The sequence below is a fragment of the Streptomyces sp. E2N166 genome (assembly GCF_003671715.1).
GTDB lineage: Bacteria > Actinomycetota > Actinomycetes > Streptomycetales > Streptomycetaceae > Streptomyces > Streptomyces thinghirensis.
The window spans coordinates 23,641-43,779 of sequence record NZ_RAIF01000025.1; the positions used below are offsets into that span (position 1 = coordinate 23,641).

19 protein-coding genes, 1 tRNA gene and 2 pseudogenes are annotated in these 20,139 nt (G+C 69.3%); 10 read left to right on the forward strand and 12 right to left on the reverse strand.

Annotated features, from left to right (window positions below; genetic code table 11):
* Positions 1-79: 79 nt before the first annotated feature.
* A complete protein-coding gene (locus EBH09_RS18060; protein ID WP_121748032.1) occupies positions 80-628 on the reverse strand; it encodes a DNA-binding protein in 549 nt (182 codons plus the stop codon).
* Positions 629-807: 179 nt separating this feature from the next.
* On the opposite strand from EBH09_RS18060, the gene EBH09_RS18065 reads away from it, so the two are divergent.
* Positions 808-880, forward strand: a tRNA-Ala gene (locus EBH09_RS18065).
* Between the two features lie 75 nt (positions 881-955).
* On the opposite strand, the gene EBH09_RS18070 is transcribed toward EBH09_RS18065, so the two are convergent.
* Positions 956-2,050: a HAMP domain-containing sensor histidine kinase gene (locus tag EBH09_RS18070; RefSeq protein WP_121748033.1), complete on the reverse strand. Its 1,095-nt coding sequence runs from the start codon at positions 2,048-2,050 to the stop codon at positions 956-958.
* The gene (locus EBH09_RS18075; RefSeq protein ID WP_121748034.1) at positions 2,043-2,741 is read right to left on the reverse strand and encodes a response regulator transcription factor; all 699 of its coding nucleotides are present in this window, start codon (positions 2,739-2,741) and stop codon (positions 2,043-2,045) included. Before EBH09_RS18075 ends, EBH09_RS18070 begins: the two co-directional genes overlap by 8 nt.
* 141 nt (positions 2,742-2,882) lie before the next feature.
* Between EBH09_RS18075 and EBH09_RS18080 the strand changes: the two genes are divergently transcribed.
* Together EBH09_RS18080 and EBH09_RS18085 are read left to right on the forward strand one after the other, a co-directional pair.
* Positions 2,883-3,995, forward strand: a complete 1,113-nt coding sequence (locus EBH09_RS18080) for an endonuclease/exonuclease/phosphatase family protein (protein WP_121748035.1) — start codon at positions 2,883-2,885, stop codon at positions 3,993-3,995.
* A 397-nt stretch (positions 3,996-4,392) separates the two neighbouring features.
* The gene (locus EBH09_RS18085; RefSeq protein ID WP_121748036.1) at positions 4,393-5,169 is read left to right on the forward strand and encodes an isoprenyl transferase; all 777 of its coding nucleotides are present in this window, start codon (positions 4,393-4,395) and stop codon (positions 5,167-5,169) included.
* Between the two features lie 103 nt (positions 5,170-5,272).
* Here the strand turns inward: EBH09_RS18085 and EBH09_RS18090 are convergent, their stop codons facing one another.
* A complete protein-coding gene (locus EBH09_RS18090; RefSeq protein ID WP_121748037.1) occupies positions 5,273-5,974 on the reverse strand; it encodes a DUF5324 family protein in 702 nt (233 codons plus the stop codon).
* Between the two features lie 311 nt (positions 5,975-6,285).
* Here EBH09_RS18090 and EBH09_RS18095 point away from each other — a divergent pair, with 311 nt between their 5' ends.
* Positions 6,286-6,819, forward strand: a complete 534-nt coding sequence (locus EBH09_RS18095; RefSeq protein ID WP_121748038.1) for a peptidylprolyl isomerase — start codon at positions 6,286-6,288, stop codon at positions 6,817-6,819.
* Between the two features lie 128 nt (positions 6,820-6,947).
* Positions 6,948-7,835, forward strand: coding sequence for a rhomboid family intramembrane serine protease (locus tag EBH09_RS18100; RefSeq protein WP_121748039.1), 888 nt, complete (start codon positions 6,948-6,950; stop codon positions 7,833-7,835).
* A 231-nt stretch (positions 7,836-8,066) separates the two neighbouring features.
* Here the strand turns inward: EBH09_RS18100 and crgA are convergent, their stop codons facing one another.
* On the reverse strand, positions 8,067-8,321 hold the full coding sequence (gene crgA / locus EBH09_RS18105) for a cell division protein CrgA (protein ID WP_121748040.1): 255 nt from the start codon (positions 8,319-8,321) through the stop codon (positions 8,067-8,069).
* A gap of 121 nt (positions 8,322-8,442) precedes the next feature.
* Between crgA and EBH09_RS18110 the strand changes: the two genes are divergently transcribed.
* The 5 genes from EBH09_RS18110 to EBH09_RS18130 all read left to right on the forward strand — a co-directional run bounded on the left by EBH09_RS18110 (position 8,443) and on the right by EBH09_RS18130 (position 11,939).
* Positions 8,443-9,222, forward strand: a complete 780-nt coding sequence (locus tag EBH09_RS18110; RefSeq protein WP_193776387.1) for a DUF881 domain-containing protein — start codon at positions 8,443-8,445, stop codon at positions 9,220-9,222.
* Between the two features lie 81 nt (positions 9,223-9,303).
* Positions 9,304-9,465 (forward strand): hypothetical protein, encoded by a 162-nt coding sequence (locus tag EBH09_RS18115; RefSeq protein ID WP_193776388.1) that lies wholly within the window; start codon positions 9,304-9,306, stop codon positions 9,463-9,465.
* Positions 9,462-10,100, forward strand: a complete 639-nt coding sequence (locus EBH09_RS18120) for an aminodeoxychorismate/anthranilate synthase component II (RefSeq protein WP_121748043.1) — start codon at positions 9,462-9,464, stop codon at positions 10,098-10,100. The genes EBH09_RS18115 and EBH09_RS18120 overlap by 4 nt, the downstream gene beginning before the upstream one ends.
* Positions 10,097-11,152, forward strand: coding sequence for a class E sortase (locus tag EBH09_RS18125; protein WP_121748044.1), 1,056 nt, complete (start codon positions 10,097-10,099; stop codon positions 11,150-11,152). Before EBH09_RS18120 ends, EBH09_RS18125 begins: the two co-directional genes overlap by 4 nt.
* A gap of 13 nt (positions 11,153-11,165) precedes the next feature.
* The gene (locus EBH09_RS18130; RefSeq protein WP_121748045.1) at positions 11,166-11,939 is read left to right on the forward strand and encodes a class E sortase; all 774 of its coding nucleotides are present in this window, start codon (positions 11,166-11,168) and stop codon (positions 11,937-11,939) included.
* Between the two features lie 150 nt (positions 11,940-12,089).
* Here the strand turns inward: EBH09_RS18130 and EBH09_RS38995 are convergent.
* The 7 genes and pseudogenes from EBH09_RS38995 to fhaA all read right to left on the reverse strand — a co-directional run.
* A pseudogene (locus EBH09_RS38995) lies at positions 12,090-12,297 on the reverse strand (restriction endonuclease); the annotation flags it as partial.
* A gap of 91 nt (positions 12,298-12,388) precedes the next feature.
* Positions 12,389-14,404: a Stk1 family PASTA domain-containing Ser/Thr kinase gene (gene pknB / locus EBH09_RS18140; RefSeq protein WP_121748047.1), complete on the reverse strand. Its 2,016-nt coding sequence runs from the start codon at positions 14,402-14,404 to the stop codon at positions 12,389-12,391.
* A 189-nt stretch (positions 14,405-14,593) separates the two neighbouring features.
* Positions 14,594-16,066, reverse strand: coding sequence for a penicillin-binding protein 2 (locus EBH09_RS18150; RefSeq protein ID WP_121748048.1), 1,473 nt, complete (start codon positions 16,064-16,066; stop codon positions 14,594-14,596).
* On the reverse strand, positions 16,063-17,499 hold the full coding sequence (locus EBH09_RS18155; RefSeq protein WP_121748049.1) for an FtsW/RodA/SpoVE family cell cycle protein: 1,437 nt from the start codon (positions 17,497-17,499) through the stop codon (positions 16,063-16,065). The genes EBH09_RS18150 and EBH09_RS18155 overlap by 4 nt, the downstream gene beginning before the upstream one ends.
* A 27-nt stretch (positions 17,500-17,526) precedes the next feature.
* Positions 17,527-19,077 (reverse strand): Stp1/IreP family PP2C-type Ser/Thr phosphatase, encoded by a 1,551-nt coding sequence (locus EBH09_RS18160; RefSeq protein ID WP_121748409.1) that lies wholly within the window; start codon positions 19,075-19,077, stop codon positions 17,527-17,529.
* Between the two features lie 144 nt (positions 19,078-19,221).
* Positions 19,222-19,740: an antibiotic biosynthesis regulator FhaB gene (gene fhaB, locus EBH09_RS18165; RefSeq protein WP_121748050.1), complete on the reverse strand. Its 519-nt coding sequence runs from the start codon at positions 19,738-19,740 to the stop codon at positions 19,222-19,224.
* A gap of 10 nt (positions 19,741-19,750) precedes the next feature.
* Positions 19,751-20,139, reverse strand: a pseudogene (fhaA, locus tag EBH09_RS18170) (antibiotic biosynthesis regulator FhaA); the annotation flags it as partial.

Consider the following 20,139-nt stretch of genomic DNA (forward strand, 5'->3'; position numbering starts at 1 on the left):
GCCGCTCCTCCCCTGGGACCTGCCACGCCACTCCCGCGGCCCGGCCGCCGGACCCCCTTCCGGCGACCGGGCCCCGGTGTCAGTTCTGGTGGGACTGGTAGTGCGCCACGGCGTCCGAGGTGCGGCCGGCGCCGTACACCCGCAGGAACTCCGCCAGCTCCGGGTGGGAGCCGGACAGGGAGTCCGCCGCGTCGATGATGTCCCCGGCGGCCGCCACCGAGCGCAGCAGCGACTGGATCTCGCGGACCACCCGCTTGACCGTGGGCGCTCCCGAACTGCTCGTGGTCGTGGTGGTGTTGTTGAGCACCGAGCCCCCCTGCGACTTCTTGATCTCGTCCATGCGCTCAGTCGCCTCGGCCGCGCTCACGCTGCCGTCCGCCACCTGCCCCGCCAGGTCCTGCAGCAGCTGCACCCGCTGAACCACCGCGGGGTTGCCGATCTTCGCCCGCTGGCCACTCATCAGCTGCGACAGCATCGGTGCGGACAGCCCCAGCACCCCCGCGAGACGAGCCTGGTTGAGACCAAGATCGTCGATCAGCCTGCGGAAGAGCGCCCCCAGCGGCTCCCCATACCAGTTCCGCTGCAGTTCCCGCGCTCTTGCGGTGGCTTCCTGCTGTGCGGCGTCCATTGCGTCTCCCCATCGCTTCCCCAAAAACCGCAGTTCGCTCCAGCGAACCACGCCGAGCATCTTACGGAGCGTGGTGTTTCACCGGGACCCCCAATCATTTGTGAGATACGGGGGGCGACCCGGTACTCTTGTCTGCGGCGCCCCGTCGGCACGATGTTTCCCGGCCGGACGCCTCCTTCGGGGCCTTAGCTCAGTTGGTAGAGCGCTGTCTTTGCATGGCAGATGTCAGGGGTTCGACTCCCCTAGGCTCCACTCGTATATCCCCTCTGAACTGCGGGAACGCGGTTCGGAGGGGCTTTTCGCGTTCTGGTGCGTTCCCGTGATCCCTCACCTGCCGGCGTACGGGGACAGCACGGGTAGTTCCACGGTGACGCGCATGCCGCCGGCGGAGCGTGGGGCGAGGGTGAGGGTCCCGTCGTGGGTCCGGGCGATGGTACTGACGATCGCCAGGCCGAGCCCGACGCCTGCCTGGTCGGTGTGGACGCGTTCGGTGCCCCGCTGGAAGGGTTCGGTGAGGAACGAGAGCACCCGTGGATCGATGTGCTCGCCGGTGTTCTCGACTGTGAGCACCACGCTCCTGGGGCGGACGCCGGTGTGCACCCATACGTTGCCGTGCTCCGGCAGGTTGTGGACGATCGCGTTCTGCACGAGGTTCATGGTCAGCTGCAGCAGCAGCGTCGGCGATCCGCTCGTCGGGGCGATGTCCCCGCGGGTCTCGAGGGCGACACCGTGCTTTTCCGCGAGGGGCAGCAGCGTCTCGGTGGCTTCTTCCGCCACGAGGGACAGGTCGACGCGTTCCCGGGCGAAGGACCGCTGCTCGACGCGGCTGAGCAGGAGCAGTGCCTCGGTGAGGTCGATTGCTCGGGCGTTGACGGCGTGGAGGCGGTCGACGAGTTCGCCGGTGTCCTGGTCCGGATCGGTGCGGGCCACGTCGAGCAGTGCCTTGGAGATCGCCAGCGGGGTGCGCAACTCATGAGAGGCGTTGGCCGTGAACCGGCGCTGCTCGGCGACGTGTGCTTCGAGCCGCGCGAACATCGTGTCGAAGGCGTCGGCGAGTTCGCGGAACTCGTCCGCGCGGCCCGGCAGCCGGATCCGGTGGGAGAGCGATCCGTCGGTGGCCATGCGTGTGGCGTGTGTGATGTGGGTCAGGGGGGCGAGCATGCGGCCGGCGAGGAACCACCCTCCCAGGAGGCCGAACACCAGGAGGAACACCATTACCGCTGCTGCCGTCGGGGCGAAGTCGCGCACGAAGATGGTGCCCGGAGTCACTCGCACCGCCCCCGATTCATTGGTCTGCCACCACCCCTGTCGCAGCAGGAACACTCCTACGGCGACGAGCAGCAAGGCCCCCGCGAGCATGAGGAATCCGGCGTAGCTGAGGGTGAGCTTGAGGCGAACACTCAGCCCGGGCCGCCTATCCACGGCCCGCGCCGTCCTCACGTCCGGTACCGGGTCCCGTGTCGATGCGGTAGCCGACGCCCGGCACGGTGGCGATGATCCAGGGCTCGCCGAGGCGTTTGCGCAGGGCGGAGACCGTGATGCGCACGGCGTTGGTGAAGGGGTCGGCGTTCTCGTCCCACGCTCGCTCCAGGAGATCCTCGGCGCTGACCACACCGCCTTCGGCGGTGACGAGGACTTCGAGCACCGCGAACTGTTTGCGGGTGAGCGCGACGTAGCGGTCGTCGCGGTAGACCTCGCGGCGGAACGGATCCAGACGCAGGCCCGCGATCTCTCGTACGGGAGGCCTGGGGAGCGCCCGCCTGCGGTCGAGCGCTCTGAGCCTGAGTACGAGCTCCCGCAGTTCGAACGGCTTCGTGAGGTAGTCGTCGGCGCCGAGTCCGAACCCCGAAGCCTTGTCGTCGAGACGGTCGGCGGCGGTGAGCATCAGGATCGGCATGCCGCTGCCGGAGGCCACGATGCGTTTGGCGACCTCGTCGCCGGAGGGACCGGGGATGTCGCGGTCGAGGACGGCGATGTCGTAGGTGTTGACGCCGAGCAGTTCCAGAGCGGTGCCGCCGTCACCCGCGATGTCGGCGGCGATCGCTTCCAGACGCAGACCGGCGCGGATGGCTTCCGCCATGTAGGGCTCGTCCTCGACCACCAAGACACGCATGGCCTCCAGGCTACGAGTCGGTACATATCGTCGTCGTATCGAATTCCGCATACGTGCCGGCAACACCGTGTCGCTTTCACTCGTCCCCGGGCCCTGGGCCCGGAGAGAACGAACGAACACAGCGGTGAGCGAGGGCGGACGATGACGCGAGTGGACACGGCGGAGACCGGACAGGACAGCCCGGCGGACACCCGCGCGCCGGACGACGGAGCCGGTGCACCGGCGGCCGGCGCCGACGGGACCTGGCACGCGGGCGCTCGCCGGACCGTCCGCAACGGCTTCCGGCCCGGACCCTGGAAGCGTGGTCCGGTCATCGCGGCGCTGGCGCTGTTCCTCGGCCTCTTCATGCTGCTGCACCCGAAGATCCCGAACCGGACCGGTGGCCTCGGCAGCCTGGCGGAGACCTTCCTGCCCTGGTTCGGCGTTTTCGTCCCGGTGCTGCTGGCCGGGGCGCTGTGGCGCCGCTCCGCCTGCGCGGTGGTCGCGCTGCTGCTGCCGGTCACGGTCTGGCTGAACCTCTACGGCGGGCTGCTCGGCGACAAGTCCCATCCGGGCGGCGACCTCACCGTGGTGAGCCACAACGTCGGCGCCGACAACCCCGACCCGGCGGGCACCGCCCGAGACCTGGCCGCCGCCGGCGCGGACGTGCTGGCACTGGAGGAGATCACCCCGCAGGCTCGGGGCACGTACGAGAGGGAACTGGCGAAGGCGTACCCGTACCACGCGGTGCGGGGCACGGTCGGGCTGTGGAGCAGGCTGCCGCTGTCCGGCACCCGGCCGGTCGACATCGAGCAGGACGTCGGGCCGCTGGGGGACGCCAAGCCGGTCGAGGCCAGGATGGCCGACCATCGGGCGCTGCGCACCACGGTGGCCACGGACCAGGGGCCGCTGGCGGTGTACGTGGCCCACCTGGGTTCTGTACGGGTGCACCCCAGGACGGGCTTCTGGACGGACTCGCGGGACCGGAACGCGCGGGCGCTCGGCACGGCCCTCGCCGCCGAGCGAAACGAGCGCGTGGTGCTGCTCGGCGACCTGAACGGCACCATGGACGACCGTGCGTTCGACGGCATCACCTCGCGGCTGCACTCCGTTCAGGACGTGGCCGGGGACGGCTTCGGGTTCACCTGGCCGGCCAAGTTCCCGGTGGTGCGGATCGACCACGTCCTGGTCCGCGGCGTGGAGCCGGAGAGCTCTTGGCTGCTGCCGGCCACCGGCAGCGACCACCGGCCGGTGGCGGCCGGGATCAGCTGGTGAACCGACAGCATCGTGACCTCCCACCGCATGACCGGGCACCGGTGAGCTCGCCCCCATGGGCGATGGCCCGGGCCCGGGTCGGCCCGAGAGTGACAGGAAACACCAGACGGTCCCCTGCGAACCTCCGACGCCGAGGGCTTCCGCAACCGCCCCACCAGGCATGACAGTTGGCCGAGCACCCCGCCGGTCCGTCTCGCCGCACCGTCGCACCGGAGCGACCGAGGCCCCTGGGCGTGCGCGGACTCCCCGGGCCCCGGCGAGCACCACGGAGGTGCTGTCTGCTCTTGATATCGTCACCCCACAGGGCACCAGCGCCACACCCCTGCGGGGCGGTGCCACGTGGCTCATCGCCGTCGGAAGGCGTCCGGTCGCTACCGACGAGGTGGAAGGGGTAACCATGCGGGCGAAGGTACGGGCCGCTCTCGATGCGCTCTATATGAAGCGGCTGGTCAGGGAGTTGGAGGGACGCCCACGCCCCCAGCACATCGGCATCATGCTCGACGGCAACCGCCGGTGGGCCAAGATGTCGGGCATCGACGACCCGCGCGAGGGCTACCGGGCCGGCGGGGCGAAGGTGCTGGACTTCCTGCGCTGGTGCGACTCCGCACAGATCGAGCACGTCACCCTGTTCATGCTCTCCGACGACAACCTCCACCGGCCCGAAGACCAGCTGAACCCGCTCATCGACATCATCGCCGAGGTCGTGGAACGGCTCGCCGCACCGGGCAACCCCTGGCGCGTGGAAGCGGTCGGCGCCCTGGACCTGCTGCCCGCCGAGTCCGCCACCCGCCTCAAAACCGCCACCGCCGCCACCCAGGACCGCAAGGGCGGCACCAAGGTCGACGTCGCCGTCGGCTACGGAGGCCGACGAGAGATCGTCGACGCCGTACGCTCCGCCCTCACCGAGCACAGCTCCCAGGGCGGGGACATCGACGAGTTCATCGAGACCTTCACCATGGAGCACATCTCCAAGCACCTGTACTCCAAGACACGGTCCGAGTCCGACCTCATCATCCGCACCTCCGGCGAACAGCGCCTCTCCGGATTCCTGCTCTGGCAGTCCGCCTACGCCGAAGTCCACTTCTGCGAGACCTACTGGCCGGACTTCCGCGAGATCGACTTCCTGCGCGCCCTGCGCTCCTACTCTCTGCGCGAACGCCGCTACGGCCGCTGAGCGGCGGTGTGAAGGCTTCGACGGTTTCACGTGAAACATCGCCGCGGGGCGGGAGACCCTGAAGCCTCCCGCCCCGCGGCGATGTGAAATTCCTCAGCGAAAGTCAGCGGGGCTCGTCGCCCTCCGCCGCCTCGTCCTGGGCCTGCTTGGCCTGGACCTCGGGATCGAGGATCGCCTCACCGGTGCCGTCCACCGACGTCAGCCGCCCCGACTCGGAAACCTCCGTCGCCTCGGGCGGCTCCACCAGCCAGTCCGGGTTGGCCTGCTTGTCCCACCACTTCCAGGCAGCGAAAGCACCGCCCGCGACGACACCCGCCAGCGCCAGCACCTTGGCGATACGCCCGGCCCTGGCACGACGCTGATGCTTACGCGTCAGCTTCTGGATCTCCTTGGCCGTGACCTGCCCCCGCAGCGCGGCCAGTGCGGCGGCACCCCGCGCGGCGGCCTCGTCCCTGACGGGGCCGGCCGCGGCCACCGCCTGCTCGATCCTCGGCCTGGAGTACTCGGCCGCCTGCCGGGCGGCCAGACGGGTACGGACAGCGGCCTCCTGGGCGGCAGCGTCCATCTTCGGCGGCACATGCGTACGGGCCTGCTCCAGTCGCGGCGCGACATGCGCGCCGTACTGGTGACGGGCCTGGCACGCGGCCTGCGACACCTTGGGCGCCAGTCGTCCGCGCGCCTCCTGTGTGTAGTGAGCGGCCCTGTCCTTGGCCGTGTCGGCGTAGGGCGCCACCACTTCCGCGGCGTGCAGCACGCTGTCCTTCGCCGAACCGGTCGCGGCGCGCACGCTGTCGATGCGGGTCACGGGTTCCTCCTCCTCGGTGGCGTACGGTAATTCGACTTTCCACCCTTTTACGGATCATGCCTGCGGACGCACTGCCAGGCATGTGAGGGCGCGCATCCGGGTCACGGACGATGCCTTCGGGCCTTCTGGGGCAAGAGGTGATGAAGTTGCGAACAAGAGTCGATCAACATCAATAACGGATGAATACCAGGCAACGGGAGCTTGCCGACGACAATGCCACGGATCGGCGTCCCGCGCTCGTAACCCAGGACTACACGCACCCCCGATCGTGCAAGGATCGACGAGCACGACAGGACGACGGAAGGCACGACGTGGCCGAGCAGCTCTACGCCACCCTGAAGACCAACCAGGGCGACATCGAGATCCGGCTCCTTCCGGACTACGCCCCCCGGACGGTCAGGAACTTCGTCGAGCTCGCCCAGGGCGCCCGGGAATGGACCCACCCCGCCACCGGCGAGAAGTCCACCGACAAGCTCTACGACGGCACGGCCTTCCACCGAGTGATCAGCGGCTTCATGATCCAGGGCGGCGACCCGCTCGGCAACGGCACCGGCGGCCCCGGCTACCAGTTCGAGGACGAGATCCACCCCGACCTCGCCTTCGACAAGCCCTACCTGATGGCCATGGCCAACGCCGGTCCCGACACCAACGGCTCGCAGTTCTTCATCACCGTCTCCCCGACGACCTGGCTGAACCGCAAGCGCACGATCTTCGGCGAGGTGACCGACGCGGCCAGTCAGAAGGTCGTCGACGCCATCGCCGTCACCCAGACCAACCCCCGCACCGAACGCCCGCTCAACGACGTCGTCATCGAGTCCGTCGTCGTCGAGACCCGCCAGGACTGATCACCGGGACTGGCCACGAGGACTACCTCCCCGCCCGCAGGGCAGGAACCAAACGCCCCGCTCATCCGTAAAAAAGGGCGGGGCGGTGCATGTGCCCACACCGCTCACAGGACGACCGAGGGGAAGCCATGGACCACGCGGCAGCCGGCCCACCGGACGCACAGAGCACACCCGGCTGCTACCGCCACCCCGACCGGGAGACAGGCATCCGCTGCACCCGCTGCGAACGCCCCATCTGCACGGACTGCATGGTCAACGCCTCCGTCGGCTTCCACTGCCCCGACTGCGCGAGCGGCCGCACCGGCGGCGGACCGGCCCCGGCCGCGTCCCGGCCGCGCACCCTGGCCGGAGGCACCGTCGCCGCCGACCCCCACCTCCTCACCAAGATCCTCATCGGGCTCAACGCGGCGGTCTTCATCGCCGTCCAGGCGCTGCCGTCGTCCTTCCTCAGCGACATGGTGCTCATCGGGCGATGGCCCCCCGCCCCCTTCGTCCCCACCGAAGGCGTCGCCGAGGGCGAGTGGTACCGCCTGGTGACCACGATGTTCACCCACGAGGAAATCTGGCACATCGGCTTCAACATGCTCAGCCTCTGGTTCCTCGGAGGCCCTCTGGAAGCGGCCCTCGGCAGAGTTCGCTACCTCACCCTCTACCTCGTCTCCGGCCTGGCCGGCAGCGCCCTCACCTACCTGCTGGCCTCGCCCACCACGGCCACCCTCGGTGCCTCCGGCGCGGTCTTCGGCCTTTTCGGCGCCACCGCCGCGCTCGTCCGCCGCCTCAACGCCGACATGCGGCCGATCGTCATCCTTTTGGTGATCAACCTGGTCTTCACCTTCACCTGGGCCAACATCGCCTGGCAGGCCCACGTCGGGGGCCTCGTCGCCGGCGCCGCGATCGGCTACGCGATGCTCCACGCCCCGCGCGAACGGCGGACGCTCGTGCAGTACGGCACCTGCGCGCTGGTCCTCGTGGCCGTCGTCGGCCTGACCCTGTTGAGAACCGCCCAGCTCACCTGAGCATGTGTTGTCCACAGCGGGTGGCGGATCTTGTGCACAGTGTGCGGGAACAGGTGTGCCCCCTGTAGCTGACTTGAGTTTCCGCAGGTCAGACAGGGGGCGAACGCGCTTTCGGTTGCCGGTACTTCCGTCACACCGGCGTCAATGCCCAAGGGGTTATCCACAGATCGTCTTTCTTTTCCCCATGTGGATAACGCCTGTGGATAACTCCGTGGATAGCCCTGGGGAGAGCTACTTCCACTGCGTCGAGACACCGAATCCCGCGGCGATGAAACCGAAGCCCACCACGATGTTCCAGTTGCCCAGCGCGTCGATGGGCAGTGAACCGTCGGTGACGTAGAAGACGACGATCCAGGCGAGGCCGATGACGAACATGGCCAGCATGACGGGTGCCACCCAGCTGCGGCTGGTCAGCTTGATGCTGGTCGCCTGCTTCGACGGCGGCGGCGTGTAATCGGCCTTCTTGCGGATACGTGACTTCGGCACGAGGGTCTCTCCTGTCGATGCGCTGCGTGGCCGCGCAGGGAACGGGGTCGGGGACTCTGAGCGCTCCCCCGGGCGTCCGTTAGCGTAGTGCTTCCGTGGCGCCGAAGGAGATAAGGGTACGTTGAGCAATTCTGCCGACTCCCCCGGGACGGGATCCAGCCCTGGCCGCAGGCGCCGATTCCGGCCCGTGCGCGTACTCACGGCGGCCGTCTTCGCTCTCGCGGGGCTCATATTCTTCACCAGCTTCAATACCGCCAAGGGCACCAATATCCGCACGGACGCCTCTTTGCTCAAGTTGTCCGATCTCATCCATGAGCGCAGCCGGGAGAACGGTGAACTGGAGGAGTCCAACGCGGCTCTGCGCGGCGAGATCGACGCGCTCGCCGAGCGCGACAACGGGAGTACTAAGGCTGAGGCGGACAAGCTCGCGGCGCTGGAGAAGAAGGCGGGTACACGGAAGCTGAAGGGCGAGTCGATCTCGGTCACGCTCGACGACGCCCCGCCGGACGCCACCGCCAAACTCCCCGGCTACCCGGAGCCCGAGCCCGACTACCTGGTGATCCACCAGCAGGATCTGCAGGCCGTGGTGAACGCGCTGTGGCAGGGCGGCGCCGAGGGCATCAAGGTCATGGACCAGCGGCTGATCTCCACCAGCGCGGTGCGCTGTGTGGGCAACACCCTGATCCTCCAGGGCCGGGTCTACTCACCGCCGTACAAGATCCAGGCGGTGGGGGATCCGGAGCGGCTGAAGGAAGCGCTGGCCGCGTCCCCGGCGATCCAGAACTACATGGTGTACGTGAACGTCTACGGGCTGGGCTGGAAGGTCGAGGACGAGGGGCGGGTGACGCTGCCGGGCTACTCCGGCACGGCGGACCTGCACTATGCCCAGCCTGTGGATTGACGCCTTTCCGGAGGGCCCCGCGCCGTTAGTCTGGTGCGGTGCGGCGTGAGTCTGGCGCCGTGGTGCGACGGAAGGGACGGCATGTACGGCTGGATCTGGCGGCATCTGCCGGGGAACGCGTGGGTGAAGGCGCTGCTCTCACTCATGCTGGCGGTGACCGTGGTCTACGTCCTCTTCCAGTACGTCTTCCCGTGGGCCGAGCCGCTGCTTCCCTTCAACGATGTGACGGTGGACAACCAGTGAGTGCGCGCATCCTCGTCGTCGACAACTACGACAGCTTCGTCTTCAACCTGGTCCAGTACCTGTACCAACTGGGCGCCGAGTGCGAGGTACTGCGCAACGACGAGGTGTCGACGGCGCACGCCCAGGACGGCTTCGACGGCGTGCTGCTCTCTCCCGGTCCGGGTACGCCCGAGCAGGCGGGGGTCTGCGTCGACATGGTCCGGCACTGCGCGGCGACCGGTGTCCCCGTCTTCGGCGTCTGCCTCGGCATGCAGTCGATGCAGGTGGCGTACGGCGGTGTGGTGGACCGGGCGCCGGAGCTGCTGCACGGCAAGACCTCGCCGGTCGAGCACGCGGGCAGGGGCGTCTTCGCGGGCCTGCCCTCTCCCTTCACGGCGACGCGGTACCACTCGCTGGCGGCGGAGCCGGCCACGGTCCCGGCGGAGCTCGAGGTGACGGCACGCACGCACGACGGGATCGTGATGGGGCTGCGCCACCGTGAACTGCCCGTCGAGGGTGTGCAGTTCCATCCGGAGTCGGTGCTGACCGAGCACGGGCACCGGATGCTGGCCAACTGGCTGGCGGAGTGCGGCGACCAGGACGCGGTGGCGAGGTCGGCGGGGCTCGCCCCGGTGGTGGGCAGGGCCACGGCGTGACCGCGCTGCGCCCCGAGCGCGAATCCGGCACAGCCGGTGACCAGGGATCCTCGTACGGGCGGCCGTACGGGGATTCCGGTGCGTTCGGGGGCGGTTGGCACCAGGACTCCGCTGCCGAGGACTTCTCCTCCGGGGAGCCGTACCGGCCGGTCGTCGCCGACGACGAGACGGTGGCGCTGCGGGTTCCGGATCCGCCGCCGGAGCGGCAGACCACCGTTCCTCCCGTGACCGGTGGGCGCGCGGCCCGCAGGAAGGCCGCGAAACGGCGCCACGGGCGCCGTGGGGCCTCCCGGGGTCCGTCGGAGGTACAGGAGCCGGTCGAGGAGCCGAAAGCGCCTCTGTCGCGCGTTGAGGCGCGTCGGCAGGCCCGGGCGCGCAAGCCGGGCCCCGCGGTGATCGCCAGCCGTGCGATCGGTGAGGTCTTCATCACGACCGGCGTGCTGATGCTGCTGTTCGTCACGTACCAGCTGTGGTGGACGAACGTGCGGGCGCAGGCGCAGGCGGACAAGGCGGCGAGCAGCCTCCAGGACGACTGGGCGAGCGGCAAGCGGAACCCGGGGACGTTCGAGCCGGGGCAGGGGTTCGCGCTGCTGCACATTCCCAAGCTGGACGTCGTGGTGCCGATCGCGGAGGGCATCGACGACAAGAAGGTCCTGGACCGGGGCATGGTCGGGCACTACGCCGAGGGTGCGCTGAAGACGGCGATGCCGGAGGCGAAGACGGGCAACTTCGGGCTGGCGGGGCATCGCAACACGCATGGCGAACCGTTCCGGTACATCAACAAGCTGAGCCCGGGCGATCCGATCGTCGTCGAGACGCAGGACGAGTACTTCGTCTACAAGATGGCGTCGATCCTGCCGGTGACGTCGCCGAGCAACGTCAGCGTCCTCGACCCGGTGCCGAAGCAGTCCGGTTTCGAGCAACCCGGCCGCTACATCACCCTCACCACGTGCACGCCGGAGTTCACGAGCAAGTACCGGATGATCGTCTGGGGCAAGATGGTCGAGGAACGGCCGCGCAGCAAGGGCAAGCCGGATGCGCTCGTCAGTTAAGGGCGGATGACCAGTGGCAGCGACCACCGACACGGAGCACGAAGAGCAGACCGGCGCGGACGGCCCACCGGAGCCCGCGGCACGCCGCCGCGGGCGCGGTGCGGGGCGGATCGTCGCGACGGCCGTCAGCGTCTTCGGCGAGCTCCTGATCACCGCGGGCCTGGTGCTGGGCCTGTTCGTCGTCTACTCCCTGTGGTGGACGAACGTGGTCGCCGACCGCGCGGCGGACGAGCAGGCCGACAAGGTCCGCGACAACTGGGCCGAGGACCGGGTCGGTCCGGACGGTCCGGGGGAGCTGGACACCAGGGCGGGCATCGGCTTCCTGCACGTGCCGGCGATGGGGAACGGCGACATCCTGGTGGAGAAGGGCACGTCGATGAAGATCCTCAACGACGGCGTGGCCGGCTACTACACCGACCCGGTCAAGTCGGCGCTGCCGACCTCGGGCAAGAAGGGCAACTTCTCGCTTGCGGCGCACCGGGACGGGCACGGGGCGAAGTTCCACAACATCGACAAGATCGAGAAGGGCGACCCGATCGTCTTCGAGACCAAGGACAAGTGGTACGTCTACAAGACCTACGCGGTCCTTCCCGAGACGTCGAAGTTCAACGTCAAGGTCCTCGACGCGGTCCCCGAGGAGTCCGGCAGGAAGAAGGCCGGCCACTACATCACGCTGACGACCTGCACGCCGGTGTACACGAGCCGGTACCGGTACGTGGTGTGGGGCGAGTTGGTACGCACGGAGAAGGTGGACGGGGAGCGGACTCCGCCGGCGGAGCTGCGGTGAGGTGACTCAGTCTTCGAGGCAACTCAGTCCCCTGACATGGCGGAGGCCCGAAGCCGCGACTTCTCCTTGCGGCTTCGGGCCTCGTCGTTCACGTCACTGCAGGACGGTCAGTGGTGCAGACGCTGCAGTCGAGCGTGATGCTGTCGGAGCCGGTACTACGGTCCTGCCGAGGATGTGGGTGATGCGCTGGTCGATGCGGGCGTCGAGGGCAGTGGGGTCTGTCGGGAGCGGGTTGTCCACAGGCTGTGTGCGGGCGCACCTGACGTGCGACTTCGCTGTCGCGGAGGAGCATGGCGACGTTGAGGACGGCGCGGCGGGGGTACAGCGCGAGAGAGCGCGAGCGGGACTGAATCCCACTGGCCCTGTTTCGCGGCGGCGCGTACGACAGAGCCCCGGTCCCTCCGCTGAGGGGCCGGGGCTCTTGTCGTGCCGGGAGTTGCCGGGTTGCGTCAGTCGTCGCCGCGGAGGCCGCCGATGATGCCGCCGTTGTTGTTACCGCCGTTGTCGCCGCCGCCGTTGCCGCCCACGGTCGTGAGGGTGATGGGCGTGGCGGCCGGGTCGTCGACCTCGGTGCCGGGTTGCGGGTTCATGGCGATCACCGTGGCGTTGTCGTCACCCGGGGCGCCGGGCGTGACCTGGACGTTGGTGAAGCCGCTCTGCTGCAGGATCTGCCGCGCCTCCGCGAGGGACTTGGCGCGGACCTCGGGGACCTTGGTCTTCTCGACGGCCTTGCCGACGACGATGGTCACCTTCGAGCCCTTGTCGACCTGCTGGCCCCCCTGCGGGGTGGTGGAGAGGACCTTGTCGACCTGGTTCGGGTCGTTGGTGGGCTGGTCCGTGCAGGTGGCTTCGAGGTCGCTGCTCTCCATCTGGGCCTTGGCCTCGTCGCAGCTGCGGCCGACGACGTCCGGCACCGTGGCCTTCGCCTCGGCCTTGGCGACCTCCAGGGTGACCGTGGAGCCCTTCTCCAGCTCGTTGCCCGGGTCGGGGTCCTGGCTGAGGACGGTGCCCTCGTCCTGGGAGGACTCGGTCTGCTTGGTCTCGACCTTGAAGCCCTTGTCCTCGAGCTGCTGGGTGGCCTCGTCGACGTTCTTGTCGATGACGTTCGGCACGGCGACCTTGGGGGCGCCGGTCGAGACGACGAGGTTGACGGTGGACTTCTTTTCCACGCTGGTGCCCTGCGCGGGGTCCTGGGAGCAGATGCTGCCCTTCTTCTGGTCCTCGCAGGGCTTCTGCGTGAAGGCCAGTTCCAGGTCGGCGTTGGTGGCCAGCTGCTCGGCGTCGGCTCTGGTCTGGCCGACAAAGGCCGGCACGTCGACCTTGTTGTTGCCCGGGCCGCCGTCCCCGCTGAACGCGTACTTGCCGATCAGGATCGCGCCCACGAGGACGAGGATGCCGGCCAGGACCAGGAAGATCGTGGAGGTGTTCGACTTGCGCGGCTGCTGGCGGCGCCGGTCGGGGCGGTCGTCGTAGCCGTAGCCGCCGTCGTCCGGGTTCATGGGCGGCAGCATGGTCGTGGCGCCGCCGCCCGCGTCCGAGCGCAGGGCGGTGGTCGGCTGGTCGTCGGGGTAGGCGCCGTAGCCGCCCGCGGCCATGGCGCCGAGCGCGGCGGTGGCGCCGACCGGCTGGCCGTCGAGGCAGGCCTCGATGTCGGCGCGCATCTCGTCGGCCGACTGGTAGCGGTAGTCGGGGTCCTTGACCAGGGCTTTCAGCACGATCGCGTCCATCTCGGGCGTGATCTCGGGGTCGAAGACGCTGGGCGCCTGCGGTTCCTCGCGAACGTGCTGGTAGGCGACGGCGACCGGGGAGTCGCCGACGAAGGGCGGCCGCACCGTGAGCAGCTCGTAGAGGAGGCAGCCCGTGGAGTACAGGTCGGAGCGTGCGTCGACCTGCTCGCCCTTGGCCTGCTCCGGGGAGAGGTACTGGGCGGTGCCGATCACCGCGGCGGTCTGGGTCATCGTCATGCCGGAGTCGCCCATGGCGCGGGCGATGCCGAAGTCCATGACCTTGACCTGGCCGCCCCGCGTCAGCATGACGTTGGCCGGCTTGATGTCGCGGTGGACGATGCCGGCCCGGTGCGAGTACTCCAGCGCCTGGAGGATGCCGATGGTCATCTCCAGCGTCCGCTCCGGCAGCAGCTTGCGGCCGGAGTGGAGCAGCTCGCGGAGCGTGGAGCCGTCGACGTACTCCATGACGATGTACGGGATCGACACGTTGTCGATGTAGTCCTCGCCCGTGTCGTAGACCGCCACGATCGCGGGGTGGTTGAGCGAGGCGGCCGACTGGGCCTCCCGGCGGAAGCGGGCCTGGAAGGACGGGTCGCGCGCGAGATCCGCGCGCAGCGTCTTCACCGCCACCTGGCGTCCGAGCCGGGTGTCATGCGCGTGGTAAACCTCCGCCATGCCACCACGGCCGAGCACCGGGCCCAGCTCGTACCGGCCGCCGAGGCGACGCGGCTCTTCCATGGTTACTACCAGCCCTCTCCGTCGGTCCCGACCGGCATGCTTGTACGGTCGGAGGCTGCCGTCCGGCCTACCGTACCCGGCTCGCTCCGGGTGACCTGGCCAAGCCCGATACCCGATACAGGACCGGTATCGCAACGTGCGCCTATGTGAAGGGGACGTGACCGGAGTCACGTCCTGTTCAGTCCGTGGTCACTTCTTGCTCTCCAGAACGGCCTCCATCACGTCCTTCGCGATCGGCGCCGCGAGCCCGCCGCCGGAGATGTCGTCACGGACGGCGTTCTCGTCCTCGATCACCACGGCCACGGCGACGGGCGAGCCGCCGTCCTCGCCCTTGGCGTACGAGATGAACCAGGCGTAGGGGTTCTCCTTGTTGTCCACACCGTGCTGCGCCGTACCGGTCTTGCCGCCCACGGTGACGCCGTCGATCTGTGCGTTGGTTCCCGTGCCGTCCTCGACGACGGTCTCCATCATGTCCTGGACGATCTGGGCGTGGTCCGCGGAGAGCGGCTCGCTCATCTCCTCGGGGTCCGTCTTCTCGATGGTGTCGAGGTTGGGGGCCTGGAGTTCGTCGACCATGTACGGCTTCATCAGGGTGCCGTTGTTGGCGATGGCCGAGGTGACCATGGCCATCTGCAGCGGGGTCGCGGCGGTGTTGAACTGGCCGATGGAGGACAGTGCGACCTCCGAGGGCGCCATGTCGTCCGAGAAGACGGAGGCGCTGGAGCGCACGGGGACGAACTGCTCCTCGGTGAAGCCGAACTTCTCGGCCGTCTCGAGCATCTTGTCGTTGCCGAGGTCGGAGCCGACCTTGCCGAAGACGGTGTTGCAGGACACGCGGAGTGCCTCGCGGAGGGTGGCGTCCTCGCAGGGGAGGTCGCCCTCGTTGGGCAGCTCGGTGTCGGTGCCGGGCATCGTCCAGGGCAGGGGGGAGTCGGTCTTCTCGTCCGCCGAGTCGTACAGGCCGTGCTCCAGGGCGGCGGCCGCGGTGAGCACCTTGAAGGTGGAGCCGGGCGGGTACACCGCGCGCAGGGCGCGGTTGAGCATCGGGTCGTCGGGGTTGTTCTTCTTCTGGAGCCTGTTCCAGGCCTCGCCGGCCGCCTCGTTGCTGCCGGCGATCGAGGTGGGGTCGTACGACGGGTACGAGGCCATCGAGAGGATCTTGCCGGTGGACGGTTCGAGCGCCACGACGGCGCCCTTGGCGCCCTGCTTCTTCAGGCCGTCGTAGGCGGCCTTCTGGGCGGCGCTGTTCAGGGTGGTGACGACGTTGCCGCCCTCGCGCTTCTTGCCGGTGATCATGTCGAGGGCGTTGCGGAAGAAGAGCCGGTCGTCGTTGCCGGTGAGGATGCCGTCGTCGATGGCCTCGAGCTGGGTGGCGCCGTAGGCCTGGGAGACGTAGCCGGTGACGGGCGCCCACATGGCGCCGTCCTCGTAGGTGCGCTTGTACTTGAAGTCGCCTTTGGTGGTGGCGTGGCCGGTGATGGCCTGGCCGTCGACGATGATGTCGCCGCGCGGGCTGGCGTACCGCTCGATGGCGACGCGCCGGTTGTGCTCGTCCTCCTTGAGCTCGTCCGCCTGGACGTACTGGAGCCAGTTGTCGCGGATGAGCAGGGTGAGGACGAGGAGGCCGCAGAAGATCGCGATTCGGCGCAGTGGCTTGTTCACGGTCGGACCACCTGGGTCATCTCGGCGTCCGGATTGGCGGGAGCGGCGGGCGCCGGCCTGCGGGCGGTGTCGCTGATGCGCAGCAGGATGCCGATCAGGGCCCAGTTGGCGATGACGGAGGAGCCTCCGTAGGCGAGGAAGGGCATCGTCATGCCGGTGAGCGGGATGAGGCCCATCACGCCGCCGGCGACGACGAAGACCTGGAGGGCGAAGGCGCCGGAGAGGCCGATGGCGAGGAGCTTGCCGAACGGGTCGCGGGCGGCGAGGGCGGTGCGCACGCCGCGTTCCACGATCAACGCGTAGAGCAGGAGCAGGGCCATGAGGCCGGCCAGGCCGAGTTCCTCGCCGAAGGTGGCGAGGATGAAGTCGGAGTTGGCGGCGAACCGGATGAGCTCGGAGTGGCCCTGGCCCCAGCCGGTGCCGAGGGTGCCGCCGGAGCCGAAGGCCCACAGGGCCTGCATGGCCTGCTCGGAGTGGCCGACCTGGCCGGCGCGGGAGAGCGTGTACTCGCGCATCGGGTCGAGCCAGGCGTCGACGCGCTGCTGGATGTGCGGTTCGAAGCTGGCGACGCCGACGGCGCCGACGGCGGACATCAGCAGGCCGAAGACGATCCAGCTGGTCCGCTCGGTGGCGACGTACAGCATGATCACGAACATGCCGAAGAACAGCAGCGAGGTGCCGAGGTCGGTCTCGAAGACCAGGATGAGGATCGAGACCATCCAGACGACCAGGATGGGGCCGAGGTCGCGGCCGCGGGGCAGGTAGAGGCCCATGAAGCGGCGGCTGGCGAGTGCGAGCGCGTCGCGCTTCACCATCAGGTAGCCGGCGAAGAAGATCGCCAGGACGATCTTGGCGAACTCTCCGGGCTGGATGGAGAAGGAGCCGACCTGGATCCAGATCTTGGCGCCGTAGATGTTCTTGCCGAGGCCCGGCACCAGCGGGAGCAGCAGGAGGAGCAGCGCGGTGACCATGGAGATGTAGGTGTAGCGCTGCAGGACGCGGTGGTCCTTGAGGAAGATGAGCACGGCGACGAACAGGGCGATGCCCATCGCGGTGTACATCAGCTGGCGGGGCGCGGCGGTGCCGGCCTGCTGGATGCCCTGGAGGAGTTCGGACTGGTCGAGGCGCCAGATGGCGACGAGTCCCAGTCCGTTGAGCAGGGTGGCCAGCGGCAGCATCAGCGGGTCCGCGTACGGCGCGAACTTGCGCACGACGAGGTGGCCGACGCCGGCCAGGAGGCCGAGGCCGAGGCCGTAGCTCAGCAGGCCGGCGGGCACCTCGTCGTTGATGGCCAGGCCCACGTTGGCGTAGGCGAAGACCGGGATGAGGACGGCGAACACGAGCAGGGCCAGCTCGGTGTTGCGCCGGCTCGGGGCGCCGATGGCGCCGATCGTGGACGTGTGGTGCGTCGGCGAGTTGGTAGAACTGCTCATCGTGTGACAGGGCCTCTCACGGCTTGCCTACTGCTTACCGCACAGCGAGACGACCTTCTGCTCTTCCTCCGAGAGGGTCGGTCCTGAGCCTGGAGTGGGTGCGGTCGTGGACGGGGACTCGGACGTTTCGGGTGCCTTCGGTGATCCCGAGGGGTTCGGGGTCGGTGAGGCCTTGGACGTGAAGGAGGCGGGTGTGGTTCCCGTGGTGCCTCCGGCCTCGCCCTCGCCCGTCTTCGCGTTCTTCTCGGTCTCCGCGGTGCGCCGGTCGGCCTGCTTCTTGCAGGCGGAGGCCTGCACCGCCAGTTCCTCGATCTTCGCCCGGGCGTCGGCCAGGTCGCTCTCGGGGATGGTGGCCTCGACCAGTTTCTGCTGGTAGGGCGGCAGGTACTTGAGTTCGATCTCGGGGTGATCCTTCTGGATCTTCGAGAGGGAGACCCAGGCGAGGTCCTGGCTGATGCCCCGGTACAGCGCGAGGTGGTCGTCGTTGGTGCCGACGTAGTACTGGGTCTGCGTCCAGCGCCAGCCGCCGTACGTGCCGCCGCCGATGACGGCGAGGGCGAGGGCGGTGTAGAGGGATCTCTTCAGCCACTTGCGGCTCTTGCGGGGCTTGGCGAAGTCGTCGGGGCCGTAGTCGTCGAAGCCGCCGGCCGGGATGTAGCCGGTGGTGTCGCCGCTGCCGGGCGGGCCGAACTCGCCGCCTCCGCCGCGCTGTCCGCCGCCCTGGCGGCCGAGTCCGGCGGCGCGGCCGGCGGGGGTCTGCATGATGCCGTTGTCGCCGAACTGGGCCTGGTTCTCGGCGACGGCGCCGACCACGATCGGCGTGTCGGAGAGCTGGCCGGCGAGGGTGTCACCGGTGTCGAGGTCGAGGACGTCGGCGATGATGACGGTGATGTTGTCGGGGCCGCCGCCGCGCAGGGCGAGCTGGATCAGCTCCTGGACGGTCTCCTGGGGGCCCTGGTAGCTGGCGAGGGTGTCCTCCATCGTCTGGTGGGAGACGACGCCGGAGAGTCCGTCGGAGCAGATCAGGTAGCGGTCGCCGGCCCTGACCTCGCGGATGGACAGGTCGGGCTCGACGTGGTCGCCGCTGCCGAGCGCGCGCATCAGCAGGGAGCGCTGCGGGTGGGTGCCGGCCTCCTCCTCGGTGATGCGGCCCTCGTCGACCAGGCGCTGCACCCAGGTGTGGTCCTGCGTGATCTGCGTGAGGACGCCGTCGCGCAGGAGGTAGGCGCGCGAGTCGCCGACGTGGACGAGGCCGAGGCGCTGGCCGGTCCAGAGCAGGGCGGTGAGGGTGGTGCCCATGCCTTCGAGGGCGGGGTCCTCCTCGACCATCTGCCGGAGCTGGTCGTTGGCGCGCTGCACGGCGGTGCCGAGGGAGGTGAGGATGTCGGAGCCGGGGACGTCGTCGTCGAGGGCGACGATGGTGGAGATCACCTCGGAGGAGGCGACCTCGCCGGCGGCCTGGCCGCCCATGCCGTCGGCGATGGCGAGCAGGCGGGGTCCGGCGTAGCCGGAGTCCTCGTTGCCCTCCCGGATCATGCCCTTGTGCGATCCGGCGGCGAAGCGCAGTGACAGACTCATGCGCACCTCGCCCGTCGGCTGCTCCGGGTACAGCCGGTCGTGTCGAGCCACACTGCCCACCCTCCGGTCGGGAGCGCGCCGGGGCCCGGGGTGCCGGCCGCCGCTGCGTGCTCGCTCCGCTCGCGCTCATTCATTGGTGTAGCACTACTTCCGCAGCTCGATGACGGTCTTGCCGATGCGGATCGGCGACCCCGGCCCGATCGGTGTGGGGGTCGTCAGCCGGGACCGGTCCAGGTAGGTGCCGTTGGTGGAGCCCAGGTCCTCGACGATCCACTGGCCGTTCTGGTCGGGGTAGATCCTGGCATGGCGGCTGGAGGCGTAGTCGTCGTCCAGCACGATCGTCGAGTCGTGTGCCCGGCCGAGCGTGATGGTCTGGCCCTGGAGGGCAACGGTGGTGCCGGTGAGGGTGCCCTCCGTCACGACCAGCTTGGTGGGAGCGCCGCGGCGTCCCCGGCCGCCGCTCTGTTGTTGGCGCTGCGGTGGAGGCGCCTGGCCCTGGCGCGCGGCGGCCTGCTGCGGTCGGGCGGCGTCGCGCCGCGCTCCGCGCTGGGTGACCCGCGTGCCGAACAGGTCGCTGCGGATGACCTGCACGGCCACGATCACGAACAGCCACAATACGGCGAGAAAACCCAGCCGCATGACCGTGAGGGTCAGCTCTGACATTGCCCCCGGATCACCCTTCGGCTTGCCTGTAGATAACGGTGGTGCTGCCCACGACGATCCGCGAGCCGTCGCGGAGCGTAGCGCGGGTGGTGTGCTGCCCGTCCACCACGATGCCGTTGGTGGACCCGAGATCCTGGATCGTCGAGGGCGTTCCGGTCCGGATCTCGCAGTGCCGGCGGGAGACGCCGGGGTCGTCGATCCGCACGTCGGCCTCGGTGCTGCGTCCGAGCACGAGCGTCGCGCGGGAGATCTGATGGCGGGTGCCGTTGATCTCGATCCAGTGGCGGGTGCGTCCGCCGGCCGCGGGTGCGGGCGGGGGCTGCTGGCCGCCCGCGGGCTGCGGGTAGCCGTATCCGCCGGGGCGTCCGCCGGGTGGCGGCGCGGCCGGCATGGGTGGGG

Excerpts from the sequence above, each read along its gene's own strand:
- EBH09_RS18060 (WP_121748032.1), bottom strand. The coding sequence starts at position 628 with ATGGACGCCGCACAGCAGGAAGCCACCGCAAGAGCGCGGGAACTGCAG.
- EBH09_RS18075 (WP_121748034.1), bottom strand. The coding sequence starts at position 2,741 with ATGCGTGTCTTGGTGGTCGAGGACGAGCCCTACATGGCGGAAGCCATC.
- EBH09_RS18080 (WP_121748035.1), top strand. The coding sequence starts at position 2,883 with ATGACGCGAGTGGACACGGCGGAGACCGGACAGGACAGCCCGGCGGAC.
- EBH09_RS18085 (WP_121748036.1), top strand. The coding sequence starts at position 4,393 with ATGCGGGCGAAGGTACGGGCCGCTCTCGATGCGCTCTATATGAAGCGG.
- EBH09_RS18100 (WP_121748039.1), top strand. The coding sequence starts at position 6,948 with ATGGACCACGCGGCAGCCGGCCCACCGGACGCACAGAGCACACCCGGC.
- EBH09_RS18115 (WP_193776388.1), top strand. The coding sequence starts at position 9,304 with ATGTACGGCTGGATCTGGCGGCATCTGCCGGGGAACGCGTGGGTGAAG.
- pknB (WP_121748047.1), bottom strand. The coding sequence starts at position 14,404 with ATGGAAGAGCCGCGTCGCCTCGGCGGCCGGTACGAGCTGGGCCCGGTG.
- EBH09_RS18155 (WP_121748049.1), bottom strand. The coding sequence starts at position 17,499 with ATGAGCAGTTCTACCAACTCGCCGACGCACCACACGTCCACGATCGGC.
- EBH09_RS18160 (WP_121748409.1), bottom strand. The coding sequence starts at position 19,077 with ATGAGTCTGTCACTGCGCTTCGCCGCCGGATCGCACAAGGGCATGATC.
- fhaB (WP_121748050.1), bottom strand. The coding sequence starts at position 19,740 with ATGTCAGAGCTGACCCTCACGGTCATGCGGCTGGGTTTTCTCGCCGTA.